Below are 24205 nucleotides of genomic sequence, written 5' to 3'. Positions count from 1 at the left end.
TTTTCCAGGTAATGTTATCAATTAAATTCAGTCCGCTTACAAAGGCGGACAGGCATAGTATATGCATTCAATGTGGTCCTGAATCATTTCCCCCTCTTGCCTCTCTCCTTTCTTTTTCAACTTCTAGCATCTCTAAAAGGGTACATATCCCGGCGGCTTTTCCCGCTCAATGAGGCTCATGCTTTCCCAGCGGCGCGATTTCCACCTCAGCCGGAGCAAAATTGTTTTCACCCACTCATCCGCGATAAACGCGGCATACACGCCGACCATGCCCCAGCCCCAATACACGCCCAGCACATAGGAGAGGGAAACACTGACGAGCCAGACCGACGCGACGCTGATATAGACCGGAACCTTGACATCGCCCGCGGCGCGCAGCGCATTGATAAGAATAAGGTTCCCGGCGCGCCCGGCCTCCAGCAACACCGCAAGCCATAATAAATGAACCGTAAGCCGGATCGTGTCCCCATGGCTGGTGAACAAACCGACCAGAAAACCCGAGCATGAAGCGATCAGCAGGGCCGAACCCGCGGAAACGAGCGCAGCGAGCCAGGCGTAATTTTTTCCGCGTTTGTAGGCTTCATCATAAAGCTTGCCGCCGATGTATCTGCCGATCATGATCTCCGTGCCTAAAGCCAAAGACAACGTAAACAAATTGTTGAACATCCCGAGATTTTGCGCGTATATTTTGGCCGATAAGGCCTGGGTTCCCAAAAGGGCGATAAACGAAGTGATGCAGATTTGCGCCATGGTGGAAAAGAAGCTTTCCCCCGCCGTCGGGATGCCGATTTTAAACAATCCTCCGGCATGTGCCCGAACGTCCTCTATCCGCATTCCCTTTATCCGCCACTTGAAATCCGTCCTGGCCTTTAACATGATGAAGAGAAGCGCCAGGCCGGCCATCCGCGACAGCACAGTTGACAAGGCTACCCCCGAAACTCCCGAAAAAGGCGAGCCGAGGGAGCCGTACAGGACGGCGAAATTTCCGCCCAAATTAACGGCGTTCACTCCCAAGGCGACGTACATGGTGACGCGCGTAAATCCGTAGCTCCGCATAATGGTCGATAAAGTGAGCCGGACCGCCTCGGCAAACACAAATCCTCCGGTGATCATCAGGTACGTCCATGCCGAAGGCGCAAGCTCCTTCGGGAGATTCATCCATCCAAAGATCAGGCGGCCGCCTCCCAGCAGCAGCAAACTGACCAGCAGCCCAAACAGCAAATTGAGCACGATGGCTACCGAAACCACCTCCAGCGCGGACTTATTCCGGCCCGCCCCCAGGCTCTGGGAGATCAGCACGCTCGTACCCGCGGACACAACATTGAACATCAAATTCACAAAAAACAGAATTTGATTCGCCACGCCGACAGCCGTCATCGCTTCTTCGGAAAACCGGCTCAGCATCAACGTATCGATGTTCCCCATCAGCATGCCGAGCAGCATTTCGATAAAAATAGGCCAGGTCAAAGCAAATAACGTAAGCTTGTTTGCTTTCTTCTTCTCCAACCCTCTCACCCGCGTCTTTCGCATTGAATGTATTCATAATCCGATCGTACGAGCCAGGCTGCCGAACCCCAAACGTTCTCTCGGCTAAACCAGTATCTCGATGTCGGCAAATTGGGACAAGTCCTTCAAGAAGCTTGGATAAGAAACGGAAATGCAGCCGCAATTCCGGATGACGGAGGGTGCTTCCAGACTGCTGGCCAACACCGCCGCCATCATCGCGATGCGATGGTCTCCACAGCTGTCCACGACCGCTGGCTGCAGCGGCCCGCTCCCGGCCCCGACCACCTTGATTTGATCGCGGTCAGACGCGGCGTCCACTCCAAATTGCACCAAGGCTTTGGCTGTAGTATCCAGCCGGTTGGTATCTTTATCCTTTAAGTCGCCGCAATCCTTAATGATGGAGACCCCGGAGGCAAAGGCGGAAATGGCCGCCAGCAAGGGCACTTCATCGATCAGGCTTTGGATGAGCTCCACTCCTTCGGTTTGTCCCGCAGCGGGGAGGGGCCCCGGACGGCAGCAAATATCGGCCACAGGCTCATTTGAAGCCAGCATCCGGCAGTTCTCCAGGGTTACATGAACTCCTCGCTCCCTTAGAACGTTCACATAGCCCAGCCTGGTCGGGTTTGCTCCGACATCGTTGATCTTCAAGTCCCCCTTCTCCTCATTCCGGCGGATTGCATAGGCGGTTAATAAGTAAGCGGCTGACGAAATGTCCCCGGGGACCTGCACCTCCTTGCCGGCAAAAGGCCTACCGCCCGTAATGGAGGTAACCTGACCATTGGTGACGATATCGATGCCGAAATACCGCATCAGTCTCTCCGTATGGTCGCGGCTTTGGCATTGCTGCCGATACTGGGTCGTTCCGTCGGCAAACAGGCCGGCGAACAGAACGGCGGATTTTTCCTGAGCGCTTGGCACGGTTGCGTCAACTTCGATCGCTCTTAAAGGATAGGTTCCGGTAATTTTGATCGGAAGGGTTCCCTCCCGCTCGAGATATTTGATTTCAGCCCCCATCTCCATCAGAGGTTTCACCACCCAATCCATCGGCCGCTTTGACAGCAGCCGGTTCCCCGACAATTCCGCCGAAAATGCGCTGCCTGCAAGCAGCGACATTAATAATCGCGCCGACGTAGCCGTATTGCCGATATCAAGTTTCCCGCCCGGCGGCCGCAAGCCGGTCAACCCCACGCCGTCAATCCACAAGTCTTCACCGTCCCAGACCAGCTTCACGCCGAGAAGCCGCAAGGCACGTATACAGCTCCATGTATCGGCCGACCTTAATATATTGCGGACCACTCCTCTGCCCTCGGCTATAGCGTTTAAAACGATGGCCCGCTGGGAAATCGACTTGTCGCCCGGCAGCTTGGCAAATACAAAATCTTGCCGCTTGCGGTTGGACTTGACCCGAATATCGAAGTTTCGCGGATACTTATTTAAGCCGATTGGCATTTTCCATTCCGATCCCACGCGCGATCACCTCATCGTCCGACATGATTTTGGAGTATCCGGCATCCGCTCCGGAGGGCAAGGGGATGATGCGGGTACTCGTTGCCGCGTAGCTGCGGTAGCGCTGGCGTTTGCGTTCAAGGCCCAGATTATTCTCGAAAACGTAAGGATACAGTTCGATATAGCTTTTCTCCCGCGCCAGCCGAATCAGCCTGCTCCCCGTTTCCGTGCGAATCATGACCGTCGAGGCCGGTTTTGAAGGTTTCCCCGTTTTGCTGGAATCGAATATATTGGGATCTCCATCGGCAATCGAAATGTCGGCGATCCCCGACCACCAATCCGGACAGGTCAGGCACCGGAAGGTTTTAAATTTCTTAAACTCTTCCACAAGCCGGTAAAACGGCAAAGCATGCGTTGTCCCGTCTTTGGTCTTCACGACGAATTTCCCCGGATATTCGCCGTCGCGGTAACGCATGTAAACCACGTCCTCCAAATCCAGGTTCAATATGTCGGTGATCAGATGTTCGGTACCGGCCCTGGTCGTGCTGGATGCGCAACCCAATTCCAGCGTGAAGGCGATTTTGCCGGCCAGCCGGGCGGCCTCCGCATTCCCTTCGAGATTCAGCAATTTTTGCACCCCCTGGATCTGGCAAGGCATTCCGATCACGCCGATTTTTTCGAATCGCGGGTCCTTCAATAGCTCGAGGTTAGGAGTCAAGCAGTAACTGGACTGGGCGCATTCGAGCACCTTGTCTATCGAATCCGTAATATATGCCTTTGGGATCCAGGGACGCTCTTCGTCCCGTCCCGCAACAATTACCGCATCCGCCAGCCGCTCTTCCAAAGCCGTAATGGCCAGTACAGTTCCCGCTCCCCCGGCCGCCGCTTTGCCGACGATCTCGCGGTCAGTCGCAGCCAACTGGTAGACTCCTTGATGAATGCCTACCCAGCGCTCCTCCTCCGTCCGGTTTCTTCCGAAAATCCGCAGCTCCGATTGCTTCGTCCCGGTGTCGTATCCCGGGCAAACCTCGGAGCATAAATTGCAATCCCGGCAAATGTCCGCGGCCTCCCCCGGATTCGCCCGGAATACGGGCAGGGGAGCGGCGCTATCGCTCATGGCCAGCAGTTCACGGGGACACGCCGCGACGCAAAGGCTGCATGAGGTGCACAGATCCTGATCGAGAATGTTCTCCTTTAAATTTAAGAATGATGCCATGTACATTCCTCCTATAACCAGCAAACGTTTGCACAAAAAGGTGAGCGGACGACCATCTCCGGATATTTTCGCGGCAATCCGCTCGGGTTGGACGAAGGCGCTTTACGCCAAACTGTTTATTGGTTTCAAAATCCGGCATGTTCCCATTGACCCCTCGCTCTGTCCAACTTCAGCAGCCATTCTTTGATTCGGGCCGCATCCTCGATGAACTCCGTCCAAACGGCGAATTTGCTCCGCAGGCCGTCCTTGCGCCGCTCCCGTAATTCCCGGTCGAACACTTGGTACCGCCCGTAGGATGTCTCCATTTTGTCCGGCAGCAGCAGGGCTGCGGGGGGAGTGGAGTAAATCGACAAAAGCTGGATCGCCGCTTCGATTTGCGCATCGTCTTCGTAACCGACAATCAGCAAATTGTATTGCGGATCAAAGGCCTGCAGCATCGCAAAGCGTACCGAGTTAAAGACGAGATTCGTCGTCGGCAAAATCGAGCTTTGCCCGGCCATGACGATCCATTCCATCCCGTCCCGCTCCGCCTGATGCGCCACCGCATCGATGTAATACGGGTATTTCTCCAAAGATTGATGCGCCAAAAATTTGAAAATATCCCCTTCCGGCTGCCCGAAGAGAAAACCTGTCGGTTCGGTGATCAGAGCCGCGGCAGGAATCCCGGATTTTCTGAATTCCCGGTATAAATTCATCTGCGCCGTAAACTTGCCGATACAGCCTCTCGTAGCAAAAACGCCAACGCGCTTAATCCGCTTCGGCGCGGCAAACATCAGCGCTTCATTCTTGAACTGCTTCAAATAATTTTCGATCCGCGTACCGCTGGTGTCGAATTTGCGGTCGAGCTCGTCTAAAAGCTGCCGGCTAAAGCCATCCCCTACTTCAATGCTGATCCGTTGATCATGGATCCAGTCAATGGTATCGGCATCGTAAATTTCGTGGACGCTGACGACCTTAATCCCTTTGGCGGCAGCGCTGCGCACGAGTTCCCTCCACCGCACCGCCAGGTTATGCTCCTCCAACACGCCTTTGTTCCCCCCAAAGGAGGTCCCCGGATCATTCAGGATCAAGGTGTCGGCCTGATCCAACCCCTCTTCCATAGAACGATGAATAGGAATGCCGCAAGCCTGCCCTTCCACAACCTGGCCCGCGTCTTCACCGGAATGAAACACGAAATCGATTACGGACACAATTTGGAAGTCCAATAAATCGCGGAAACGGATCAGCCCTTGCGTAATTTTGTTAAAAGGGTACAAGGCGACCTTTTTCATGGAGCTACCTCCTTTCGTGCCGCTAACGGCTTTTGGCTTCGGACAACGCACGGAATTGTATCAATGGCCCCGCCAATTTATGGGCGTCCAGCACGCATTCGACATGCTCAATCCCGAATTTGCGCTTGAGTTGTTCCTTGCGCAGGGAAATCTCCTCTTCCGTCTTGACCAGATATTTGTCATAACCAACTTCAACCTTATTGGGAATCAACAGGGCAAAAGGCCGGGACCCGTTTCCGTAGATACGGAGCAGATCCATACAATCCCGGATTTGCTCGTCATCGTCATAACCTGCGATCAAGAGGGCCGCATCCGGCTGGAAGGCCCGTAAATAAGAGACTTTTGTGGAGGCAATGACGAAATTCTCGTTCGGAAGCAGCGAACCTTGCCCGGCCAGCAGAAAGAAGTCGTTTCCCGCCAGCTCCGCCTCGCGAACGGCGGCGTGGATGTAGTAGGGATATTGCGCCAGGCGGCGCTTGGCGATGAATTTCATAATATCGCCGCCCGGCTGATTGAACAGCGTCGCGGTCGGCTCGGTGATCATGGCTTTTGTCTTTTGGCCCAGCCGCCGCAATTCGCGAAGCAGGGTCATCTGAGTCGTAAATTTGCCCAAGCAGCCCCTGGTGGCAAAAATGCCGATCTTGCATATGTTCCGGTTAAAATTCAATATTTTGTGATCGAGAGCAAAGTAGTTTAAATAGACGGAAACCTCATCGTTTGGAGGAATAGCGTATTCTTCATCGAGGCGTTGTTCCAAAGAAGCGGGAATTTGCGGGTCAACATGGATGTTAATTTGTTTTTCTTTCAGCCAGGCCAGAGTGTCCTGGTCGATAATCTCGTGAACACTAACCACCCGGATGTTGTTCTCGTAAGCCGTTTGCACCAGAAGTTTCCAAAGATCCTTCAGATTATACCGGCTGTAAACCCCCTCGTTGTTCCCGAAGGCAGTCCCGGGGTCGTTCAAAATCAGCGTGCTGACGGAACCAAGGGCCTGTTCCAAATTGTCCGTGATCGGAATACCGTACGGTTTCCCTTCCATGACCTGGCCGACATCTTCACCGCGGTGAACAACAAAGTCAATGACGGCCTGGATCGAAAAATCGGTTAAATCCCTAAATCTCACAATGCCTTGCGTAATTTTGTTGTACGGATACAGCGCAACTTTTTTCACGTTTTTTCCTCCTTTTAATTTAATTTTCTATTGATGTTATTTCATGGATAGTTCACGCTGACTGAGTTTGGCCGATTTCGGGCATGAAATTTCATGGATGCAACGCCTTTTATTGGAAAACCCGATACAAAAAAAGGTACAGACGCTCAGAAAAAAACTGAGGCTATACCCAGGTGTCGATATTCGTAAGAAGATAAACGCCGTTACCCTTTGCTGGCGCCCGAAGTCAAGCCGTCGACAAGCAGCCGCTGCAGGAACATAAACAATATTGTGATCGGGAGCGCGATCAGAACCGCGCCCGCGGCAAACAGCGTGAAATTGCTATTTTGGATGCTGCTTACCATGTCCCACATCCCTACGGCCAGCGTCCAGTTTTCCTTCGTCCGCAAAACGAGCCGGGCAAAGATAAAATCGACCCAAGGACCGACGAACTGAGTCAACGCAATGTACGTCAGCATTGGCTTGGACAGCGGTAGAATGATGCGTGAGAAAATGGTAAAATTGCTGGCCCCGTCGATCCGCGCCGCTTCGTCCAGCGAGCGGGGAATCGTATCGAGGAATCCTTTGGCGATAAACGTCCCGCCGAGCGGCGCCCCCGCCGCGTACACGATAATCAATGCAAAATGCGTATCGAGCAGATGCAGCTCCCGCAGCAGCAGATAAATCGCAATCATGCTCATGAATCCCGGGAACATGCCGAGCACGAGCAGGCCGGACAGCGCCGTTTTGCGGCCGCGGAAGCGGAAGCGGGACAGCGCGTAGCTGGTCAGCAATACCAGAAGCACACCCAGCACCATGGAGCAGGCGGCAATTTTCAACGTGTTCAAATACCAGGTGCCGAACAGATACGTTTTCGAAGTAAAGAGCTCAGCATAATGAACTAATGTAAATTTTTCCGGAATCAGCGTTTTGCTGTAGAGCGATTTGCCCGGCCGCAACGAGCCGAATACGACCCAGAGCACGGGGTATACCGCGGCGATACACAGCAGGACAAGCACTAGATAGCTGGCGCCAAGCCGAATCCCGTTTCTTATTTTCCGTGTGCTCATTGGATCATATCCTCCTCTTTAAACGACTTGGTTCTGCGGTAGTTGTATATCGAGAACGAGGCGATAATGACGAAAATAATGATCCCGATAGCAGAGGCCATGTTGTACTTATTCTGGTTCAGCGTCAGCTTATAGAGCCAAGTCACGAGCAGGTCGGTTGCCCCGGCGTATTGATAGTCGCCCTTCACCGGATCTCCCCCCGTCAGCAGGAAGATGGCGTTAAAGTTGTTGATGTTTCCGGCAAACTGCGCGATCAAGGTCGGCGCCGTCGTGAACAGAATCATCGGCAGCGTGACGATCTTGAATTTTTGGAATCCGGTAGCCCCGTCCACCTCGGCTGCTTCATACAAATCTTTCGGGATGGTGGTCAGCACGCCCAAAATCAGCAGCATGGACACCGGGATCCCTACCCACATGTTGACGACGATAACGGTGACTTTGGCCCAGAACGGATCGGTCAGCCACGGCAATCCCCCAAGTCCGAAATAACCGAGATACTGATTGATCGGCCCGAACTGGCCGTTAAACATATTTTTCATAACAAGCAGCGATATGAGCTGCGGAACCGCATAAGGAAGAATTAAAATCGTTCTCCACACCCCTTTAAAGCGGATGCCCTTCTGATTGATCAGCAAAGCCACGAGCAAACCGCCAAAATAGGTGGTTATCGTGGACAATACCGCCCAGATGATCGTCCAGGTCAATACGCCGTAAAAAGTATGGCTCCAGGTTTTAAGGACAACCAATTCTTTAAACGTCCCGAATCCGACCCAATCGACAAGCATCGCCGGCGGGATGTGTTTGGGAGCCGAGTAGTTGGTGAACGCAAGCATAACCATGAAAATGATCGGCATCACGGTAAAAAATAAAATGCCTGCGGCGGGAATACTTAAAAAGGCGACGGCGAATTTATAATCGAGCACGTACCGAACCGATTGTTTGAAATTGTTCGGCTTCTTGCCCCGCTCTCTTTCCTGTCCAATGTTACGGGCGTCCTTCACGTTCAATATATAAACAATGATAAAAACCGCCAGAAACAGCAGCGTAATCAAGCTTTGAATCATAATGAAAATGGAATGGTCCCCGTCCACCCATTTTCCTTTCACGAGCATTCTGGGCACTTCACCGAGCGTAATAATCCCCCAAATCGCCGTTCCCAAATTTTTGATCAAATAAGCGAGTCCCAGCGCCTCCACCGCCAAAAATAGCAAGCCCTTGATATATTGGCGGTTATAGAGTTGCCCAAGTCCCATGCAAACGATCGACAGTACGCTTGCGTTTCTCTTGTGTCGGTCCATTAACCTTCCTTCTCCTCTCCTCGAGAAACCGCCGGAGCGGTCCGCCGCCTGTTAAACGGCGGGCCGTTCCGGTTTCATTGTCCAAAGCATCCCGGACTTATTGGGCCACACCTTTGTTCAAGTCCGTAATTTGAGCAACCGTTTTTTCCATCGTCGTTTTCGGGTCGGCATTGTTGTTCCAGATTTCCGGGAGCGCCGCGTTCATCGGAGCCCAAACATTAGACATTTCCGGAATGGACGGCATCGGCTGCGAGTTTTTCGCTTGTTCCGCAAAGACGGACACGTACGGATCGTTTTTGATTTGATCGCTTGCCAGGGCTTCGAGATTCGTCGGAACCGCGCCTACTTTTTCGTACAGCAGAAGCTGGGCATCCTTCGTGGAAGCAAAATGCGCGAACATCTTAGCCGCGTTCGGATATTGGGTAAACGAATTGACGACCCATACCTTCGCTCCGGAGAACGTAATGGCGGTTTTGCCGTCCACCGTCGGGTACAGAGCCACGCCAAGATTGTCGCCAAGCGCCGCTTTGTATCCGGCCAGTTCCCAAGGACCGTTGATATCCATGGCTATATCGCCTGCAGAAAACAAACTGCGTTTGACGTCCGCGTTGATGTCCCCGCTGTTGATCGGCAAAATTTCTCTCAGGCTTTGGAATACTTTCAAGCCTTCGATCGCGCCGTCTTTGGCCAATCCGATATCATCCGGGTTCGTGCCGCCCTCGCCGAACAGGTAACCGCCCCCGCTGGCAATAAACGGATAGTTGAAATACATGTTGCCGGTTTCCCACATGATTGCGAATTTATTTTTTGCCTTGTCCGTAAACGTTTTACCAAAGGCCAGAACATCTTTGAAATCTTTCGGCGCTTCGGGAACCAGCGACTTGTTATAATACAGCGCCATCGTTTCCGCCGCTCTCGGATAGCCGTAAAGCACGCCGTCATAGGTGGCGCCTTGAACCGCAACTTCCGTATTGCTCTGTGCCGTTTCTTCGCCGAACACGTCATTGGCCAATATAAGCCCGGAGGTTGCGGCGTTGCCCAAATGATCATGCGGTACAATGAGCACGTCGGCGGCCAGCCCGGCGGGTCCGTCCTGCGTCAGTTTACCGATTTGGTCGGTCGGAGCCACTTCCTCGATTTTTATGTTAACACCGTATTTTTCGGTGAATTGCTTGGCGATTTCCTCCGTGAACGCCAGCTCTTCCTTACTTTCCCAAATGACAAGCTCGGCGCCATCTTCCGGAACGATTGTATCGGCCGTCACATTTTCGCCAGCGCCCGTATTTCCCGTATTTCCGGTTTGGTTTGGCGGTGCAGCCGTGCCCCCGTTATTGCTTGGTCCGCAAGCGGTGATGGAGACGGCCAGCGTCAACGCGGCAATCAAAGTCAATATCTTTTTGGACTTCGTCACATTAACCCCTCCTAAAATTTTAGTGGAATACCGTCATAAATCTTGCGCAAACGTTTTCTGAAAAATGCTGAAATTTTTATGATCCCCTCTTTCCAACTGGTAAATTTCAGATTTTCCCTTTTCGGAAGCGCTTTATTCAGGGATCATCATACAACAAGGTATAGATACTGCAAAAACGTTTGCACAGGTCATTTTTAAATGCAAATGCACCAATATCTTTAATTTTCTTTATTTTTCTCTCGTTATCACAAAATATCTCTTCGAAATTTCTTCTTGATTCCCGATTCCGTACTTGCTCGTACCTACTTCACCCTTAAAATCAAGGGTTTTTTCATTTCACTCAAAGGATTTTGTATGCGCGAATCCGCCTTGTTTAAAGCGTTTTATTTTTGTCTTGTGCAACGGTTTGAACAGTGTTATAATCTGGGACGATGAGACGAATACTACGTCTGTTCCCTCTTTCCATCATTCATAATTCGAAGGCTCTGCTATCGAAAGGTACATCCTCGGCCCTTTTTTCCGGCCCGGATGTGCTTTTTTTGCTTCCGAGGCGGTTTTGTACGAAGCAGGGTCAATGAAACGTGCCTTACAAAACTGAGCTTATGCTTCCGATGCGGTTTTGTACGAAGCTTGTGCTGACGTAGCGATGCTCACAAAACTGAGCTTATGCTTCCGATGCAATTTTGTACGAAGCTTGTGCTGACGTAGTGATGCTCACAAAACTTTTAGGAGGAATCTTATGCTGCTTGAAGCGATTTATCATCGTCCGAAACTCAATTGGGCCTATGCTTACGACTATCGTACGCTCCATCTGCGCCTGCGCTCGAAAAAAAACGATCTTACTGAGGTTTATGCTTTTGTCGGGGATAAATACATGTGGGATCAAAGCAAGGAGCTGATTCCCATGTCCCGCATGGTCAGCGACGAGCTGTTCGATTACTGGGAATGCGCTTATCAGCCGCCGCTGCGCAGAACAAGATACGGCTTTTTGCTGAAATCCGGCGACGAGCAAATCTGGATGACCGAAAGCGAATTTACCCGGGAGCGCCCTGCCGGGCCGGAACGCTTGTTTGAATTTCCGTTCATTAACCCGATCGATGTGTTTGCCCCTCCGGCTTGGGTGAAAGACGCGGTCTTCTATCAGATCTTCCCGGAACGCTTCGCCAACGGCGACCCGAGCATAAGTCCGAAGGGAGTTCTTCCCTGGGGCGGCAAGCCGGAGCGCACCAACTTTTTCGGCGGCGATTTGCAGGGCGTCATCGATCATCTCGACCATTTGAGCGAGCTTGGAATCACGGGCATATATTTTACGCCGCTGTTTGAAGCGACGACCAACCATAAATACGATACGGCGGACTATATGAAAATCGATCCGCACTTCGGCGACATCGCCACGGTCAAGAAGCTCGTCAACGCCTGCCATGAACGGGGAATCCGCGTGCTGTTCGACGCCGTGTTCAACCATTCGGGGAAAACGTTCGCCCCGTTTGTCGACGTGCTGGAAAAAGGCGAAAAATCCCGCTATAAAGACTGGTTTCACGTCCGCGAATATCCGCTGCAGGTCAAGGACGGGGTGCCGACCTACGATACGTTCGCTTTTGAGCCGCTGATGCCAAAGCTCAACACGGAGAACCCGGAAGTCAAGGAGTATTTGCTGAAGGTGGCGGAGTTCTGGATCAAGGAAGTCGGGATCGACGGCTGGCGGCTGGACGTGGCGAACGAAGTGGATCATCACTTTTGGCGCGATTTCCGCAAAACGGTCAAAGCCGCGAACCCGGACGCTTACATCCTCGGCGAAATTTGGCATGAATCCTCCGGCTGGCTGCAGGGCGACCAATTCGACGCCGTCATGAACTATCCGTTCACCGAAGCCGTGCTTGATTTCGTCGTCCGCGGCACGCTGGATGCCGCCGGATTCGCTCATGCGATCGGCAAGCAGCTGTCCCGTTATCCGCAGCAGGCAAGCGAGGTCGCCTTCAATCTCCTGGACAGCCACGATACGCCGCGCTTGCTGACGCTTTGCGAAGGCAACAAAGCCAAAATGAAGCTGGCCGCCCTGTTCCAGTTCACATACGCCGGTACGCCCTGCATTTACTACGGAGACGAGATCGGTCTCGACGGAGCAATGGACCCGGACTCCCGCAAATGCATGGAATGGGATGCGGACAAACAGGACCGGGAGCTGTTTAAGTTCTACCGCGAGCTGATTGCCGTCCGCAAAGTGCTGGCCCCGCTCCGCACCGGCTCGATCCGGTTCCTGATTGCCGAGGCGGGCGGCAGCAAGCTGGCTTACGAGCGCAAGCTCGACGGGGAGACGGTGCTCGTGCTGCTCAACAATTACGATGCCGGTCAAACGTTTGAGGTCAGCGCGGCCGGAGCCTCCTGGGAGGACCGGATGAGCGGGCAAACCTACAAAACGGAGAGCGGAAAGCTGACCGTGAAACTGCCCGCCTACGGGTACGCGGTGCTTACGGAAAACAAATAGCTGTGCATAAAATTGGGGCCGGCTTGTCCTTGGGGATGGGCGGGCCGGCCCCGGCTCGTTTCCGCCCTCATTCCGGGCACATGCTCACGCCTTGACCCTCCGTGTAGACTTAGAAGGCAAGTAAATAGCGAAATTTTTGGGCGTTATTCGGGTGCTTTTCTAGCCTTCGGGGGAAATAACGGTAAATTTTGTCCCTATTTCACTCGCCTCCGCGGAAAAAGCTTCTTTTCACCGTGCACGCGCCAAAATAGCGGCATAAAAGGACTCTATTCTCCGAAGAACCCTTACCACCGCGAAAATAACGCCCTTTTATTCCCTTATTTCCGTCAGCTGAGCAAAAATCCGGAAGTTGGCAACACTCCGGACAGTATGAACAGCTCTGCGAGTAAAACGTTTGCGGTTCCCTTTGATCCGAGAAAAAACGCGGCTTCATGGCGAATTTTTTATCTTTTAAACTCTGTATTCTTTTTTCACCCAACAAGTTTATATTCTCGCTATTGTAATGGGTAAGCCTTGTCCGCGCCGCTTTCTATTTACTTTCCGCTGCGTTTCGATTAATATTACAGTGTAAAGCAAACGGTTCCACAGAGGAGGTTTATATGGCTGTCACCATCAAGGATGTTGCAAAAAAGGCCGGAGTATCGCCCTCTACCGTGTCCCGGGTGCTGTCCAATCATCCCAGAATCAGCGCGGAAACATCGCGGAAAGTAAAACTCATTATGGACCAGCTTGGCTATCATCCCAACATTATGGCCAAAAGCCTGGTTTCCAAAACGACAAACAGCATATGCATCATGCTGCCGAAGTCCGCTGAAGAACTGTTCTCCAACTTCTTCTTCATGGAACTGATCCGCGGGATCGTGACGCAGGCCAGCCGCCTCGGTTACGACGTGCTCATCAGCTCCGGCGCCAACGAGAAAGAGGAAGTCGAAAACGTCTCCAGACTGATCAACGGACGCCGGGTGGACGGAGTCATTTTGCTGTATTCGCGGCAAAACGATCCTGTGATCGATTTTCTCCATAATGGCGGACATCCGTTTGTTGTGATCGGGCGCAGCGAGGAATATCCCGATATTTTATCGGTGGATAATGATAACATCCAGGCATCGTACGACGCCACGAAGCATTTGATCGCGCTGGGGCACGAGCGCATCGGGTTCGTCAGCGGGCCGCCGGAGCTTGTCGTGTCCAAGGATCGGATGAAGGGGTACCAGGACGCGCTGAAGGATTCAGGACTGGAAAGCCGGCCCGAATGGATTGTCGAAGGTGAGTTTTTGCAGGACAGCGGGTATCGGGCCATGTCGTTTTTCATGAATCTCCCGGATCGCCCCACGGCCCTCGTCACGATCGACGACGTCGTGGCGTTCGGCGTGCTTCGCGGCTTGCACGAGCTGAAATACAAGGTTCCCGAAGATTTGTGTCTGGTCAGCTTTAACAATATTCCGCTGTCGGAACTCTCGACGCCGCCGCTCAGCAGCATGGATATCGGCATTTACAACATGGGCTACACCGCTTCCCAGGTGTTGATCCAGGCGGTTCAGGGCAGCAGCGACAAAGTGTATCCGAAGCGGCAGATCATTCCGCACCGTCTGATCGTCCGCGACTCGTCGATGTATTCGGTGCCCAAAAAGTAAAACCAGAAACGCCTTCGAAAAATAACGGAAGCTCACCGCTTCTTTTATTTTTCGAGTTTTATTCAAACGTTTGCGCTACAAAGGAGGAATGTTTGTGGATTCAATCAAGGCATGTTTATTCGACCTGGACGGCGTACTGGTCGACACCGCCAAATATCATTTTCTGGCCTGGAAACGGCTGGCCGCCGAGCTCGGTTTCGAGTTCACCGCACAGGACAATGAGAAGCTCAAGGGCGTCAGCCGCATGGCATCGCTCGATATTTTGCTGAAGGTCGGCGGGCTGGAATTGGAAGACGGCGTGAAGCGGGAACTGGCCGAACGCAAAAACGGCTGGTATGTCGAATACATCTCCAAAATGGACGCTTCGGAAATTTTGCCGGGCGCGCTCGATTTCTTGAAGCAATGCCGGGAGCGGGGCCTGAAAACCGCGCTCGGCTCCGCCAGCAAAAACGCCTCGGTCATTTTGCAGAATACGGGGCTGACGCCGTATTTTGACGCGATTATCGACGGCACCCGGACTTCCAGCGCCAAACCCGATCCCGAGGTATTCCTGCTCGGCGCGGAGGAGCTTGGCGTCCCGCCGGAGGCGTGCGTCGTCTTTGAGGACGCCGAGGCCGGGATCGAGGCGGCGCGCCGCGCCGGCATGCGCTGCGTCGGCATCGGATCGCCGGATACGCTCGGCGCGGCCGATCTCGTCGTCCCTTCGCTGGGGGACGTGTCGCTAAACCTTCACTTTCAAAATTAGTATGTCCAAAGGAGCCGGTTATAGTGAAACAATATTTAAAAGAAGATGCTTGGTCGATCATCGAGGAAGGGTTCGATCCGGCAAACCACGAGATTTCCGAAAGCATTTTCAGCATCGGAAACGGATATATGGGGCAGCGGGCCAATTTCGAGGAACGGTACGGCGGCCCATCCCTGCAGGGCAGTTATATGGCGGGCGTCTATTATCCGGACAAAACCCGCGTAGGCTGGTGGAAAAACGGATATCCCGAATATTTTGCCAAAGTCCTGAACAGCACCAACTGGATCGGGATCGACGTTTGGGTGGATGGCGCCGCCCTTGACCTGGCCGCTTGCGAAGTGAAGGATTTCGTCCGCGAATTGAACATGAAGGAAGGCTGGCTCTCACGGCGCTTTACCGCCGTTTTGGAGGGCGGAAAGGAAGTCGCCGTGGAGGCCAAGCGGTTCGTCAGCGTCGTCCGCCATGAAATCGGCGCGATCCGCTATACGGTAACTCCGCTCAATTTCAGCGGGGAGCTGCGTTTTATGCCTTACCTGGACGGCGACGTAAAAAACAAGGATTCCAACTATGAAGAGAAGTTTTGGGTCGAAGTGGAAAAAAAGGCCGCGGCCGACCTATCCTACCTGACGGTCAAGACGAAAAAGCTGGACTTCCATGTGACGTCCGCCATGGCTTTTGATGTGTTGAAGGACGGGCAAACGCTGGAGCTTTCCCCGGCGCTCAGCGAGCGGGAGAAATATGTGGCCGCCGAGGTGGCCGTTCAGGCCGGTCAAGGCGAAGCCGTAACGCTTTATAAATACGTCGCGAACGTGACCTCCCGCGATCACGGGCTGGCCGCGCTGGCCCCGGCCGGGACAAAACTGCTGCTGGCGGCGAAAGAGGCTGGCTTTGACGTTTTGCTGCGCGAGCAGGCCGAAGCCTGGGCGGAAAAATGGCAAACGAGCGACATCATCATCGAAGGCGACGTATCGGCGCAGCAGGCGATCCGCTTTAACATTTTTCAGCTCAATCAAACCTACAGCGGGGACGACGACCGGCTCAACATCGGTCCGAAAGGCTTCACCGGGGAAAAATACGGCGGCAGCACCTACTGGGACACGGAGGCCTACTGCGTGCCGTTCTACCTCAGCACGGCCGATTCCGGCATCGCCCGCAATCTGTTGATCTACCGTTACAAGCACCTGGAAAAAGCGAAGGAAAACGCGCGGAAGCTGGGCTTCTCCAAAGGCGCGCTATATCCGATGGTGACGATGAACGGCGAGGAATGCCATAACGAATGGGAAATTACGTTTGAAGAGATCCACCGCAACGGCGCCATTGCTTACGCTATTTTTAATTACGTGAATTATACAGGGGATAAATCATACCTCAGTCAATACGGTTTTGAAGTGCTGGCGGAAATCTCCCGCTTCTGGGCGGAGCGCGTCAACTTCTCGGCGGCCAAAGGCAAATACGTCATTCTTGGGGTGACCGGCCCGAACGAATACGAAAACAACGTCAACAACAACTGGTACACGAACCGGATTGCCGCTTGGACGCTGGAATATACGCTGGAAGTGCTGAACGATTTGAAAAACAACGAGCCCGACCACTATGAAGCCTTGGCGGGCAAGCTGAATCTGCAGGATGAGGAAGCCCAAAAATGGCAGCATATTATCGATAACATGTACTACCCGTACGATGAAGAACGCGACGTATTTTTGCAGCAGGACGGCTTCCTTGACAAGGAGATCGTTCCGGTTAATGAACTGGCTCCGGAGCACCTGCCGCTGAACCAGAATTGGTCGTGGGACCGGATTTTGCGCTCCTGCTACATCAAACAGGCCGATGTTCTCCAGGGCCTATACTTCCTAGGCGACCGCTACGACCTGGAAACGAAAAAACGCAACTTCGATTTCTACGAGCCGATCACGGTGCACGAATCCTCCCTATCCCCCTGCCTGCACGCGATCATCGCCTGCGAGCTGGGATACCAGGAGAAAGCGTACGAAATGTACCTGCGCACCGCCCGCCTCGATCTCGACAACTACAATAACGATACTGAGGACGGCTGCCATATTACGAGCATGGCCGGGACGTGGATGTCGATCGTCCAAGGGTTCGGCGGGCTGCGCGTGCAAAGCGGCGAACTGGTGCTGCGCCCGTTCATTCCGTCCCATTGGAAGTCGTTTTCGTTCAAAGTGATGTTCCGCGGCTCCCGCCTCCAGGTGAACGTTACCGAAGACAGCATCATCGTCGTTAACGAAACGGATGTGCCGGCGGCTATTCGGATTTACGATCAAAGCTTTACGGTCGGCGCTATGGGCGAGGTGCAAGCGCAGCGTTCGGCCGCTCCGGCAGCGCTGAGCTGATGATCCACCTCCAGCAAGCCATGCCCAAAAAGCTGCTCCCCGGCGTAAACGCCGTGGTGAGCAGCTTTTTGGGCTTTTCCGGGTCATCATGCGTCCATCATGCGGCGATGTCATGCACCAAATTTCTAAGCCATTTCCTCGACCGGATTCGCGCGATGCCGAAGCCGAACCGAACGACTTCCTCCAAAGACAAAGCGAAGTATACCAGGTAAATCGGCTGCTTGAACACGAAGGAAAGTATCAAGCCCGAAGGCACTCCGATCAACCACGTTGCCGCCGATTCCATGACAAATACGAATTTGCTGTCTCCGCCGCTATTTAAAATCCCTCCGGCCATAATCATATTTCCCACCTTAGCCCAAAGGAAAGCCGCGAAAACCCATACCAGATAAACGCCCAGACGATGCGCTTCCCCGGAAAGATTAAAGGCTGACACATACCAAGGGGATATCGCCGCGATCAGGAGTCCGACCGCAACGGAAACGATCGTTCCCAGCTTGAGGAAGCGCAGCGCATACTGCATCGCGGTCTCCTCCTCTCCGGCTCCAAGCTTGTTGCCGACCATGACCCCGCCTGCACCGGAAAGACCTGACAGCAGTCCTATACATATCCCTTGCAAGGGAAAAGTGATCGTCATGGCCGTCATTTCGGTGGTGCCCATCCGGCTGTAAATGACTGCGTACACCGTTTCCCCCAGTACCCAAATCAATTCAGTCAAAACAATGGGATACGTCGTTTTAATAAAATTTTTCAACAAAACCCCCGAACCTTCGAATAAATCGCCAAAGCGCGCCCGGCCCGGAAGCTTGAACAAATATACCGCTCCAACGATCATTACGCACTCTACCGCTCTAGAGAGCGATGTCGCAATCGCCGCTCCTTCTAACCCCAATTCCGGAAAGCCCCATTTCCCAAAAATCAGCATATAGTTCAACAAGATGTTAAGGCCTACCGCAAACAGGCTGACGGACATCGGCAATTTTACATGCGTCGTGCTCCGCAATACGGCGGAATACAGCATAGTCAGCATGACCGGAACGTAACTGAGGGATACGATTTGCAGAAAAACGCCCCCCTCGCCGATGACCCGCTTATCCGTAGTGAACACGCCAAGGCAAAGCTGCGGATTGAGAAATACGAGCAGGGTAAACAGGAAAGAGAGCGTAAACCCCGCCATCAGCCCGATACCCAGCAAGCGGGAGATGTTCTTGCCGTCCCGCTTTCCCCAGAACTGGGCCACGTAAATGGATACTCCTGCGGCAAGGCCGGCCAGCACGACGGAAATCACCGCGTAAATTTTCCCGGCCATTCCGACCGAAGCGATGGCCACTTCGCCCAATTGACCGACCATCAGCTGGTCCGCCAACGTAAACAAAGCCATAATCAGACTTTGCAGCGTGACCGGAAGAGCGATTTGATATACGTTTTTATAGAAGTCTTTTGATGGCCGGTTCATCCTTTGCGATACCTCTTTTCCCTCGCTCATACCGCTTTTAAATAACGAAGCAGCGTAAAGTCAGGATTATAATTTGTTCAAACGTTTGCGCAGATCATTTAAACCCATCATATCACTGATTTTTGTAAAAGTAAGGAAAATCTTGTCGAACACTTTCTTCATTTTCACAAAATGACTGAAAATCAAGTCTTTCAGGGAATCTCCCTTGTTTCCGCTTCGCTTGCATCTAAAAAACAGGCCCATGTGCAATTACGTGGGCCTCTTGTAGCTTATTTCAGATTAGTCACGAAAGCTCGCCTTTGTATCCTCTTCGGCGTTGCCAAACGTACAAAATATATGCGCAGTTATCCAGCGCTTTTTGCTTCGCCTCCACGTTCTAGAAGCCCTTTGCTAAGCCCGAACGCCCAGCACGATCAGGCCGATGCCGTTAGCGGCAAGTTTGCCGTCTCCCAGCGATTGAACGTACTCGCCGCCGAAACGTACCTCCCACGCCCCCAGCGCAGGCAGTTCGAGCGTCACCGCGCCGGGATTGGCGTTGTACAAGACGTACAGATGGCGGTCCGGATCGCCGCCGGCGTGCTCGCGCAGCGTATACGCCACCGTATGCGGCGGCGCCGCCTCGAAGCGCAGATGCGTTCGAATGTCCCGGGCCGTGCGCAGGCGAAACGCCGGGTGCTCGCGGCGAAGCGCGATCAGGCTCCGCATATAGGCCACGTCATCCCGATGAGCCGCGCAGCGCTCCCAATCGAGCCAGTTGATCTCGACGGGAGCGTTGTAGCTGTTCTCCACGCCGCCCTTTGTTCGCATGAACTCCTGCCCGGCATGGACAAACGGGATGCCCTGACTGGTCAGCACGATCGCCGAGGCCAGCCGGTGCATGGCGCGCCGCCGCTCGTCCGCCTCTCCGTCCGTGGACAGCATGATTTTGTCCCATAGCGTGTGATTGTCGTGGCACTCCACGTAGTTGACCGACTGCGCCGGCTCCGCGGCAAACTGGCGGAATTCCCCGCCGTAATCGATGCCCCCGGCAACGCCCCGTTTCACTCCGTTCTCGAAGCCGTCGCTGCCGCTGATGAAGCCTCTTTTTTCAGGATGAAAAATATCTCCCTTGACCGCGTCCCGCAGCCCGTCGTTGAACATGCCGATGCGCGGCATCCGCGCGGCGTTGGCCTGATTGGCCCGCCGCTCCGCGGGCAGCACGGTGTCCATCATCCAGCCTTCGCCCACCATGATTAGGGAAGGATCGATCTCATCCAACCGGCGGCGGATTTCGTTCATCGTATCGACATCGAGCAAGCCCATCAGATCGAACCGGAAACCGTCGATATGATATTCACGTACCCAATGCAGCACCGAGTCGACGATATATTTCTTCATCATCGGCCGCTCCGAGGCGCATTCGTTGCCGCAGAACGCCCCGTCCGAGAAGGTGCCGTCCGCCTTGTAGCGCAAGTAATAACCCGGCACCAGCTTGGTGAAATGAATCAGGTACCCGTCGAACACATGGTTGTAAACCACGTCCATGATGACCCGGAGTCCCCGGACGTGCAACGTTTGCACAAGGCGTTTCAGTTCGGCGATGCGCGCGGCCGGATCGTAAGGGTCCGTGGCATAGGAGCCTTCCGGCACATTGTAGTTTTTCGGATCGTAACCCCAGTTGTAATGGGGTTCATTCAAACGGCGTTCATCCACGCTCTCCCTGGAGTAGTCGAACACCGGCAGCAGCTGCACATGCGTAACGCCAAGCCCGGCGATATGGTCGAGTCCCGTCGGTATGCCGTCCGGCCCCCGGGTTCCTTCTTCGGCCAGACCCAGGAATTTGCCTTTCTCGCGAATGCCGCTCCGCGGGTGAACCGACAGATCGCGGACATGCAGCTCATAGATCACCGCGTCGGTCTCTGAAGCCAGCGGCGGCTTCACGTCTTCGTCCCACCCTTCCGGATCGGTGCTCCGCAGATCAAGGATCGCCGCTTTATCCCCGTTGACGCCTACCGCCTTGGCGTAAGGATCGGCGGCTTCGTTCCATTGCTCCCCCACTTTTACGCGGTAAGTGTACAGCAATCCATGGCAATCCTCCGGGATCAAGAGCGTCCACGTCCCCTGCGCATCCCGCTGCATCGCCAGTTCTTTGACCGGCGCGCCGTCCCAGGTTTCGTACAGGACGACCCGCACTTCCGAAGCCGTAGGGGCCCACAAGCGGAAGCGGGTTTGCTCCGGCGTATAGACGGCCCCCAAGTCGTCGCCCTCATAATAAAACTTCGCGTCGAATTCCGCGTCGAATACGGAAATTCCCCCGGTAACCGCCAAATCGCCGTAATCTATCGTACCTTCGAATTTTTTTTGAACGGACAAACGGCTTCACTCCTTTCCCCGCAAATTCCGTAAATGCGGAAGCACATCTTCCGTATATGCGCGCAATATTTCCCCCACACTCCAGGCCTGCGTAAAACAGCCGCGCCCGGTGCAGGCAAATTCCCCGTCAAAAATTTCGGCGATTCCGCCGATGCCCCCATCTTGGAGGTGATCCTCAAACACGGCGCACATTTCTTTCGCCGCCAGGACGGCCCGTTGGCTGTACCCGTTCACTTTGCAATAGGCCGTGATGAACGCCCCTAGCGGAAAAGCCCAAACCGTCCCCATGTGATAAGCGCCGTCCCGGTCGATCAATTTGCCGGTATAGCGGGGCCGGAAGCGCGGGTCCTGGAAGGAAAGCGACCGCAGCCCGTAAGGCGTGTACAAATGCTTATATACCGTGCCGACGACGGCCTTCTCCTGGTTGGGCGGCAGCATCGTAAACGGCAGCGACACCGCCCAAATCTGGTTCGGCCGAATCGAAGGATCATTGTTGAATCCCCCGTCCTTTTGGGGCACATCAACAACATCGTACAGACATTGGTCCGCCTCGTTCCAAAAACGGCTGCGGAAAGATTCCCGCACTTTCCGCGCCAATTCATCATATGGCTCCGTTTCCCCGAAACGTTCCGCCAGCCGGGCCATAATGCACAGCGCGTTGTACCACAAGGCGTTGATCTCCACCGGCTTGCCGTGCCGCGGGGTCACGACCCAATCGCCTACCCGCACGTCCATCCAGGTGACCTGATCCAGGCCGCCGCCCGCATGAATCAGCCCGTCCTCGTCCATCCCGATCGAAAAATCGGTTCCGCCGCGGTAGGCGGCGACGATTTCTTTTAACGTTGGATAGACCGCCGCGCGAATGAACCTGTAATCATCTTCCCCACCGGTATGTTTCAAATATTCATAGACGGCGTGAACATACCAAAGCGAAGCGTCCACCGTGTTGTACAGGGGCTCTTGGCCATCGTCCGGGAACATGTTCGGAATCAGCCCGCCGCGGACATAACGCGAAAACGATTCCAGAATTTCGCGCGCCTCCGCGAATCTGCGGGTGGCCAAAGCCAGTCCGGGCAACGCGATCATCGTATCCCGGCCCCAATCGGTGAACCACGGATAACCGGCCAGCACCGTTTTCAGTCCGGTTGACTCCCGGTCCACGATAAAATGGTCCGCCGCTTCAACCAGACGGTCCGCGAGTCTGTCGCCGTAACCGGCCGCCGCCACCAGTTTGTTCATCCGCTCCTTGTATTCGCGAACGATAGCGAAGCCGTCCTTGCCGTCAAGCGGCTCCGTCGAACATTTGAAATAAAAGGCTTTCCGCTCGTAAGGCTCGATCGTTACATTGATTTCATAAGGGGTATAATGACAATCCACGCCCAAAAAACCGTTCCGGTTCTCGAAAGCGTAAAAATGCCCTTCCTCGTACATATGAGACGGCGTTGCCATCGTTACCGGCAGCGCGGAACGGTCCAGATATTCGCCCGCCGACGCCATGAACGATATCGTTACGTCCGGCCCGCTCTCCGGCGTCAGCCGCAGTACATTGCCCTCCAGCTTAGTTTCGAAACGCAGACTCCCTTTTTCCGAAACGTCCCCGGGAGAGCGGTAGTTAAACAGCGGGACCAGCTTGATTTCCGCGGGCTCTTTCCCGCCGGCAATCTCGTAGCAGACCGCCGCCGTATTATGCCCATACTCCAGAGAAATCGTTTTGCGGATATTCACGTCCTCGACCTGATAGTCGTATTCGGGCACCGTGTCCAGCTTGAACCGCCGCAAATATCGGTGTCCGTCTTTTCGCCAGTTGATATACTGCTGGGAGGCAAGCTCATAGGTTTGCCCGCCCATACACACCTGCTCCTGGATGCGGGTAAACACCAGCATGCGGTTCACCGGCGCTCTGGCCGACGCAACCAAATATCCGTGCGACATCCGAAAGCCGCCGCCAGGGACGGAATGGTTGGCATATCCGCCGATCCCGTTGCCGATCAGCCACTCCTTCTCATTGCCCTCCTCAAGAGTGCGCCAGGCGCTCCGTCCCAGGATATAAGCTCTGTCCGCAGCGCCTCTGTCTTTTGCCTGTACCTGTACCTGCACCTGCTCTCGAACCTGACTCATCCCGATTTCTCCTTCCGCCTCGCTTTCGTTTAGCCTCCCGCCCCGTTATTCCCGCTGCGCGGTTGCTTAAACGTTTACCTTATCTTTATGTGCTGGATTATATCATCGAAATCTAAGGGAGGCAATCGTTTGCACAAAAATGCCTTACCAGTCAAATCGAAAACCGATCGTGGCAAGAAACGCGGAAGGGTATTGAACGCTTGAGGATAGAGAAGTGGGGGGGAGGGGCGGCAGATCAACACTCGCTGTCCGGAGACTTTGCACGATTATCCCGTTTAATCAGGTAGCTGAGAGAAAGACAAACTCGAGAGAAAAAAATATTTAGCGGAGAGGGAAACGAAAAGACTGTGATTTTGCTGTAGCCTGAACTCTTCCATCTGCAGCAACGCCCCTACCATTCATGCTAACCCACATAAATCAAGTTGATCCGTATCAAGTAACCCCTACCGTTCCAGCTCCACGATTAGGCCGCAGCCGCAAGGGGCTGGTTCGGTTGGCGCGCGATCAGCCGGCGGTAAGGAATCGCCGGTATCGCCACACACATGCGCAGCAACTTCTGCCGCATCGTTTCTTCCATTTCAGGCAGTCCTCCTTGCAGGCGCAGTCGGCGGCGTCCGGTGTATTCGTTCAGATACGCCTGCAGATGCTTCAGTCCCAAGGCTCCATACGTACTCTTCAGCGATTCCCACGCCTCTC

15 protein-coding genes and 1 pseudogene are annotated in these 24205 nt (G+C 54.0%); 4 read left to right on the top strand and 12 right to left on the bottom strand.

The window, feature by feature from the left end; translation table 11 throughout:
• Positions 1–132: 132 nt before the first annotated feature.
• The 8 genes from NYE74_RS32630 to NYE74_RS32595 form a co-directional block, all read right to left on the bottom strand.
• Positions 133–1506 carry an MATE family efflux transporter gene (locus NYE74_RS32630; RefSeq protein WP_036626544.1) on the bottom strand — a complete coding sequence of 458 codons (1374 nt, stop codon included), beginning with the start codon at positions 1504–1506 and terminating at the stop codon, positions 133–135.
• Positions 1507–1590: 84 nt separating this feature from the next.
• The gene (gene aroA / locus NYE74_RS32625) at positions 1591–2973 is read right to left on the bottom strand and encodes a 3-phosphoshikimate 1-carboxyvinyltransferase (protein WP_227872869.1); all 1383 of its coding nucleotides are present in this window, start codon (positions 2971–2973) and stop codon (positions 1591–1593) included.
• The gene (locus NYE74_RS32620) at positions 2936–4168 is read right to left on the bottom strand and encodes a Coenzyme F420 hydrogenase/dehydrogenase, beta subunit C-terminal domain (RefSeq protein ID WP_227872870.1); all 1233 of its coding nucleotides are present in this window, start codon (positions 4166–4168) and stop codon (positions 2936–2938) included. The genes aroA and NYE74_RS32620 overlap by 38 nt, the downstream gene beginning before the upstream one ends.
• A 125-nt stretch (positions 4169–4293) precedes the next feature.
• On the bottom strand, positions 4294–5439 hold the full coding sequence (locus NYE74_RS32615) for a DUF1611 domain-containing protein (RefSeq protein ID WP_036626547.1): 1146 nt from the start codon (positions 5437–5439) through the stop codon (positions 4294–4296).
• A gap of 22 nt (positions 5440–5461) precedes the next feature.
• Entirely contained in the window at positions 5462–6610 is a 1149-nt protein-coding gene (locus NYE74_RS32610; protein ID WP_036626548.1) for a DUF1611 domain-containing protein, read from the bottom strand.
• A gap of 203 nt (positions 6611–6813) precedes the next feature.
• A complete protein-coding gene (locus NYE74_RS32605; protein ID WP_124332806.1) occupies positions 6814–7659 on the bottom strand; it encodes a sugar ABC transporter permease in 846 nt (281 codons plus the stop codon).
• Positions 7656–8957 (bottom strand): carbohydrate ABC transporter permease, encoded by a 1302-nt coding sequence (locus tag NYE74_RS32600; RefSeq protein WP_036626550.1) that lies wholly within the window; start codon positions 8955–8957, stop codon positions 7656–7658. The genes NYE74_RS32605 and NYE74_RS32600 overlap by 4 nt, the downstream gene beginning before the upstream one ends.
• A gap of 97 nt (positions 8958–9054) precedes the next feature.
• Positions 9055–10368 carry a sugar ABC transporter substrate-binding protein gene (locus NYE74_RS32595; RefSeq protein WP_036626551.1) on the bottom strand — a complete coding sequence of 438 codons (1314 nt, stop codon included), beginning with the start codon at positions 10366–10368 and terminating at the stop codon, positions 9055–9057.
• Positions 10369–11107: 739 nt separating this feature from the next.
• Between NYE74_RS32595 and NYE74_RS32590 the strand changes: the two genes are divergently transcribed.
• The 4 genes from NYE74_RS32590 to NYE74_RS32575 all read left to right on the top strand — a co-directional run bounded on the left by NYE74_RS32590 (position 11108) and on the right by NYE74_RS32575 (position 17583).
• Positions 11108–12853 (top strand): alpha-glycosidase, encoded by a 1746-nt coding sequence (locus NYE74_RS32590; RefSeq protein ID WP_124332807.1) that lies wholly within the window; start codon positions 11108–11110, stop codon positions 12851–12853.
• A 599-nt stretch (positions 12854–13452) separates the two neighbouring features.
• Positions 13453–14487, top strand: coding sequence for a LacI family DNA-binding transcriptional regulator (locus tag NYE74_RS32585; RefSeq protein ID WP_036626553.1), 1035 nt, complete (start codon positions 13453–13455; stop codon positions 14485–14487).
• Between the two features lie 94 nt (positions 14488–14581).
• Positions 14582–15232 carry a beta-phosphoglucomutase gene (gene pgmB, locus NYE74_RS32580; RefSeq protein WP_036626557.1) on the top strand — a complete coding sequence of 217 codons (651 nt, stop codon included), beginning with the start codon at positions 14582–14584 and terminating at the stop codon, positions 15230–15232.
• Between the two features lie 23 nt (positions 15233–15255).
• Positions 15256–17583, top strand: a complete 2328-nt coding sequence (locus tag NYE74_RS32575) for a glycoside hydrolase family 65 protein (protein ID WP_036626559.1) — start codon at positions 15256–15258, stop codon at positions 17581–17583.
• A gap of 97 nt (positions 17584–17680) precedes the next feature.
• Here NYE74_RS32575 and NYE74_RS32570 read toward each other — a convergent pair whose 3' ends face one another.
• The 4 genes and pseudogenes from NYE74_RS32570 to NYE74_RS32555 all read right to left on the bottom strand — a co-directional run.
• On the bottom strand, positions 17681–19039 hold the full coding sequence (locus tag NYE74_RS32570) for an MATE family efflux transporter (protein WP_124332808.1): 1359 nt from the start codon (positions 19037–19039) through the stop codon (positions 17681–17683).
• Between the two features lie 390 nt (positions 19040–19429).
• Positions 19430–21391: a type I pullulanase gene (pulA, locus tag NYE74_RS32565; protein ID WP_036626562.1), complete on the bottom strand. Its 1962-nt coding sequence runs from the start codon at positions 21389–21391 to the stop codon at positions 19430–19432.
• Positions 21392–21397: 6 nt separating this feature from the next.
• A complete protein-coding gene (locus NYE74_RS32560; RefSeq protein WP_082207952.1) occupies positions 21398–23509 on the bottom strand; it encodes an amylo-alpha-1,6-glucosidase in 2112 nt (703 codons plus the stop codon).
• 463 nt (positions 23510–23972) lie between these two features.
• Positions 23973–24205, bottom strand: a pseudogene (locus NYE74_RS32555) (hypothetical protein); the annotation flags it as partial.

Origin of the sequence: Paenibacillus sp. FSL P4-0127, assembly GCF_038007325.1 — a bacterium.
Taxonomy (GTDB): Bacteria; Bacillota; Bacilli; order Paenibacillales; family Paenibacillaceae; genus Fontibacillus; species Fontibacillus macerans.
The sequence above is the reverse complement of the archived record's forward strand: the minus strand, read 5'-3'. Positions and strand labels throughout refer to the sequence as shown.

Bases quoted from the DNA above. Each gene is read 5' to 3' on its own strand.
- NYE74_RS32620 (WP_227872870.1), bottom strand. From the start codon at position 4,168: ATGGCATCATTCTTAAATTTAAAGGAGAACATTCTCGATCAGGATCTG.
- NYE74_RS32615 (WP_036626547.1), bottom strand. From the start codon at position 5,439: ATGAAAAAGGTCGCCTTGTACCCTTTTAACAAAATTACGCAAGGGCTG.
- NYE74_RS32605 (WP_124332806.1), bottom strand. From the start codon at position 7,659: ATGAGCACACGGAAAATAAGAAACGGGATTCGGCTTGGCGCCAGCTAT.
- NYE74_RS32600 (WP_036626550.1), bottom strand. From the start codon at position 8,957: ATGGACCGACACAAGAGAAACGCAAGCGTACTGTCGATCGTTTGCATG.
- NYE74_RS32590 (WP_124332807.1), top strand. From the start codon at position 11,108: ATGCTGCTTGAAGCGATTTATCATCGTCCGAAACTCAATTGGGCCTAT.
- NYE74_RS32585 (WP_036626553.1), top strand. From the start codon at position 13,453: ATGGCTGTCACCATCAAGGATGTTGCAAAAAAGGCCGGAGTATCGCCC.
- NYE74_RS32570 (WP_124332808.1), bottom strand. From the start codon at position 19,039: ATGAACCGGCCATCAAAAGACTTCTATAAAAACGTATATCAAATCGCT.
- NYE74_RS32560 (WP_082207952.1), bottom strand. From the start codon at position 23,509: ATGAGTCAGGTTCGAGAGCAGGTGCAGGTACAGGTACAGGCAAAAGAC.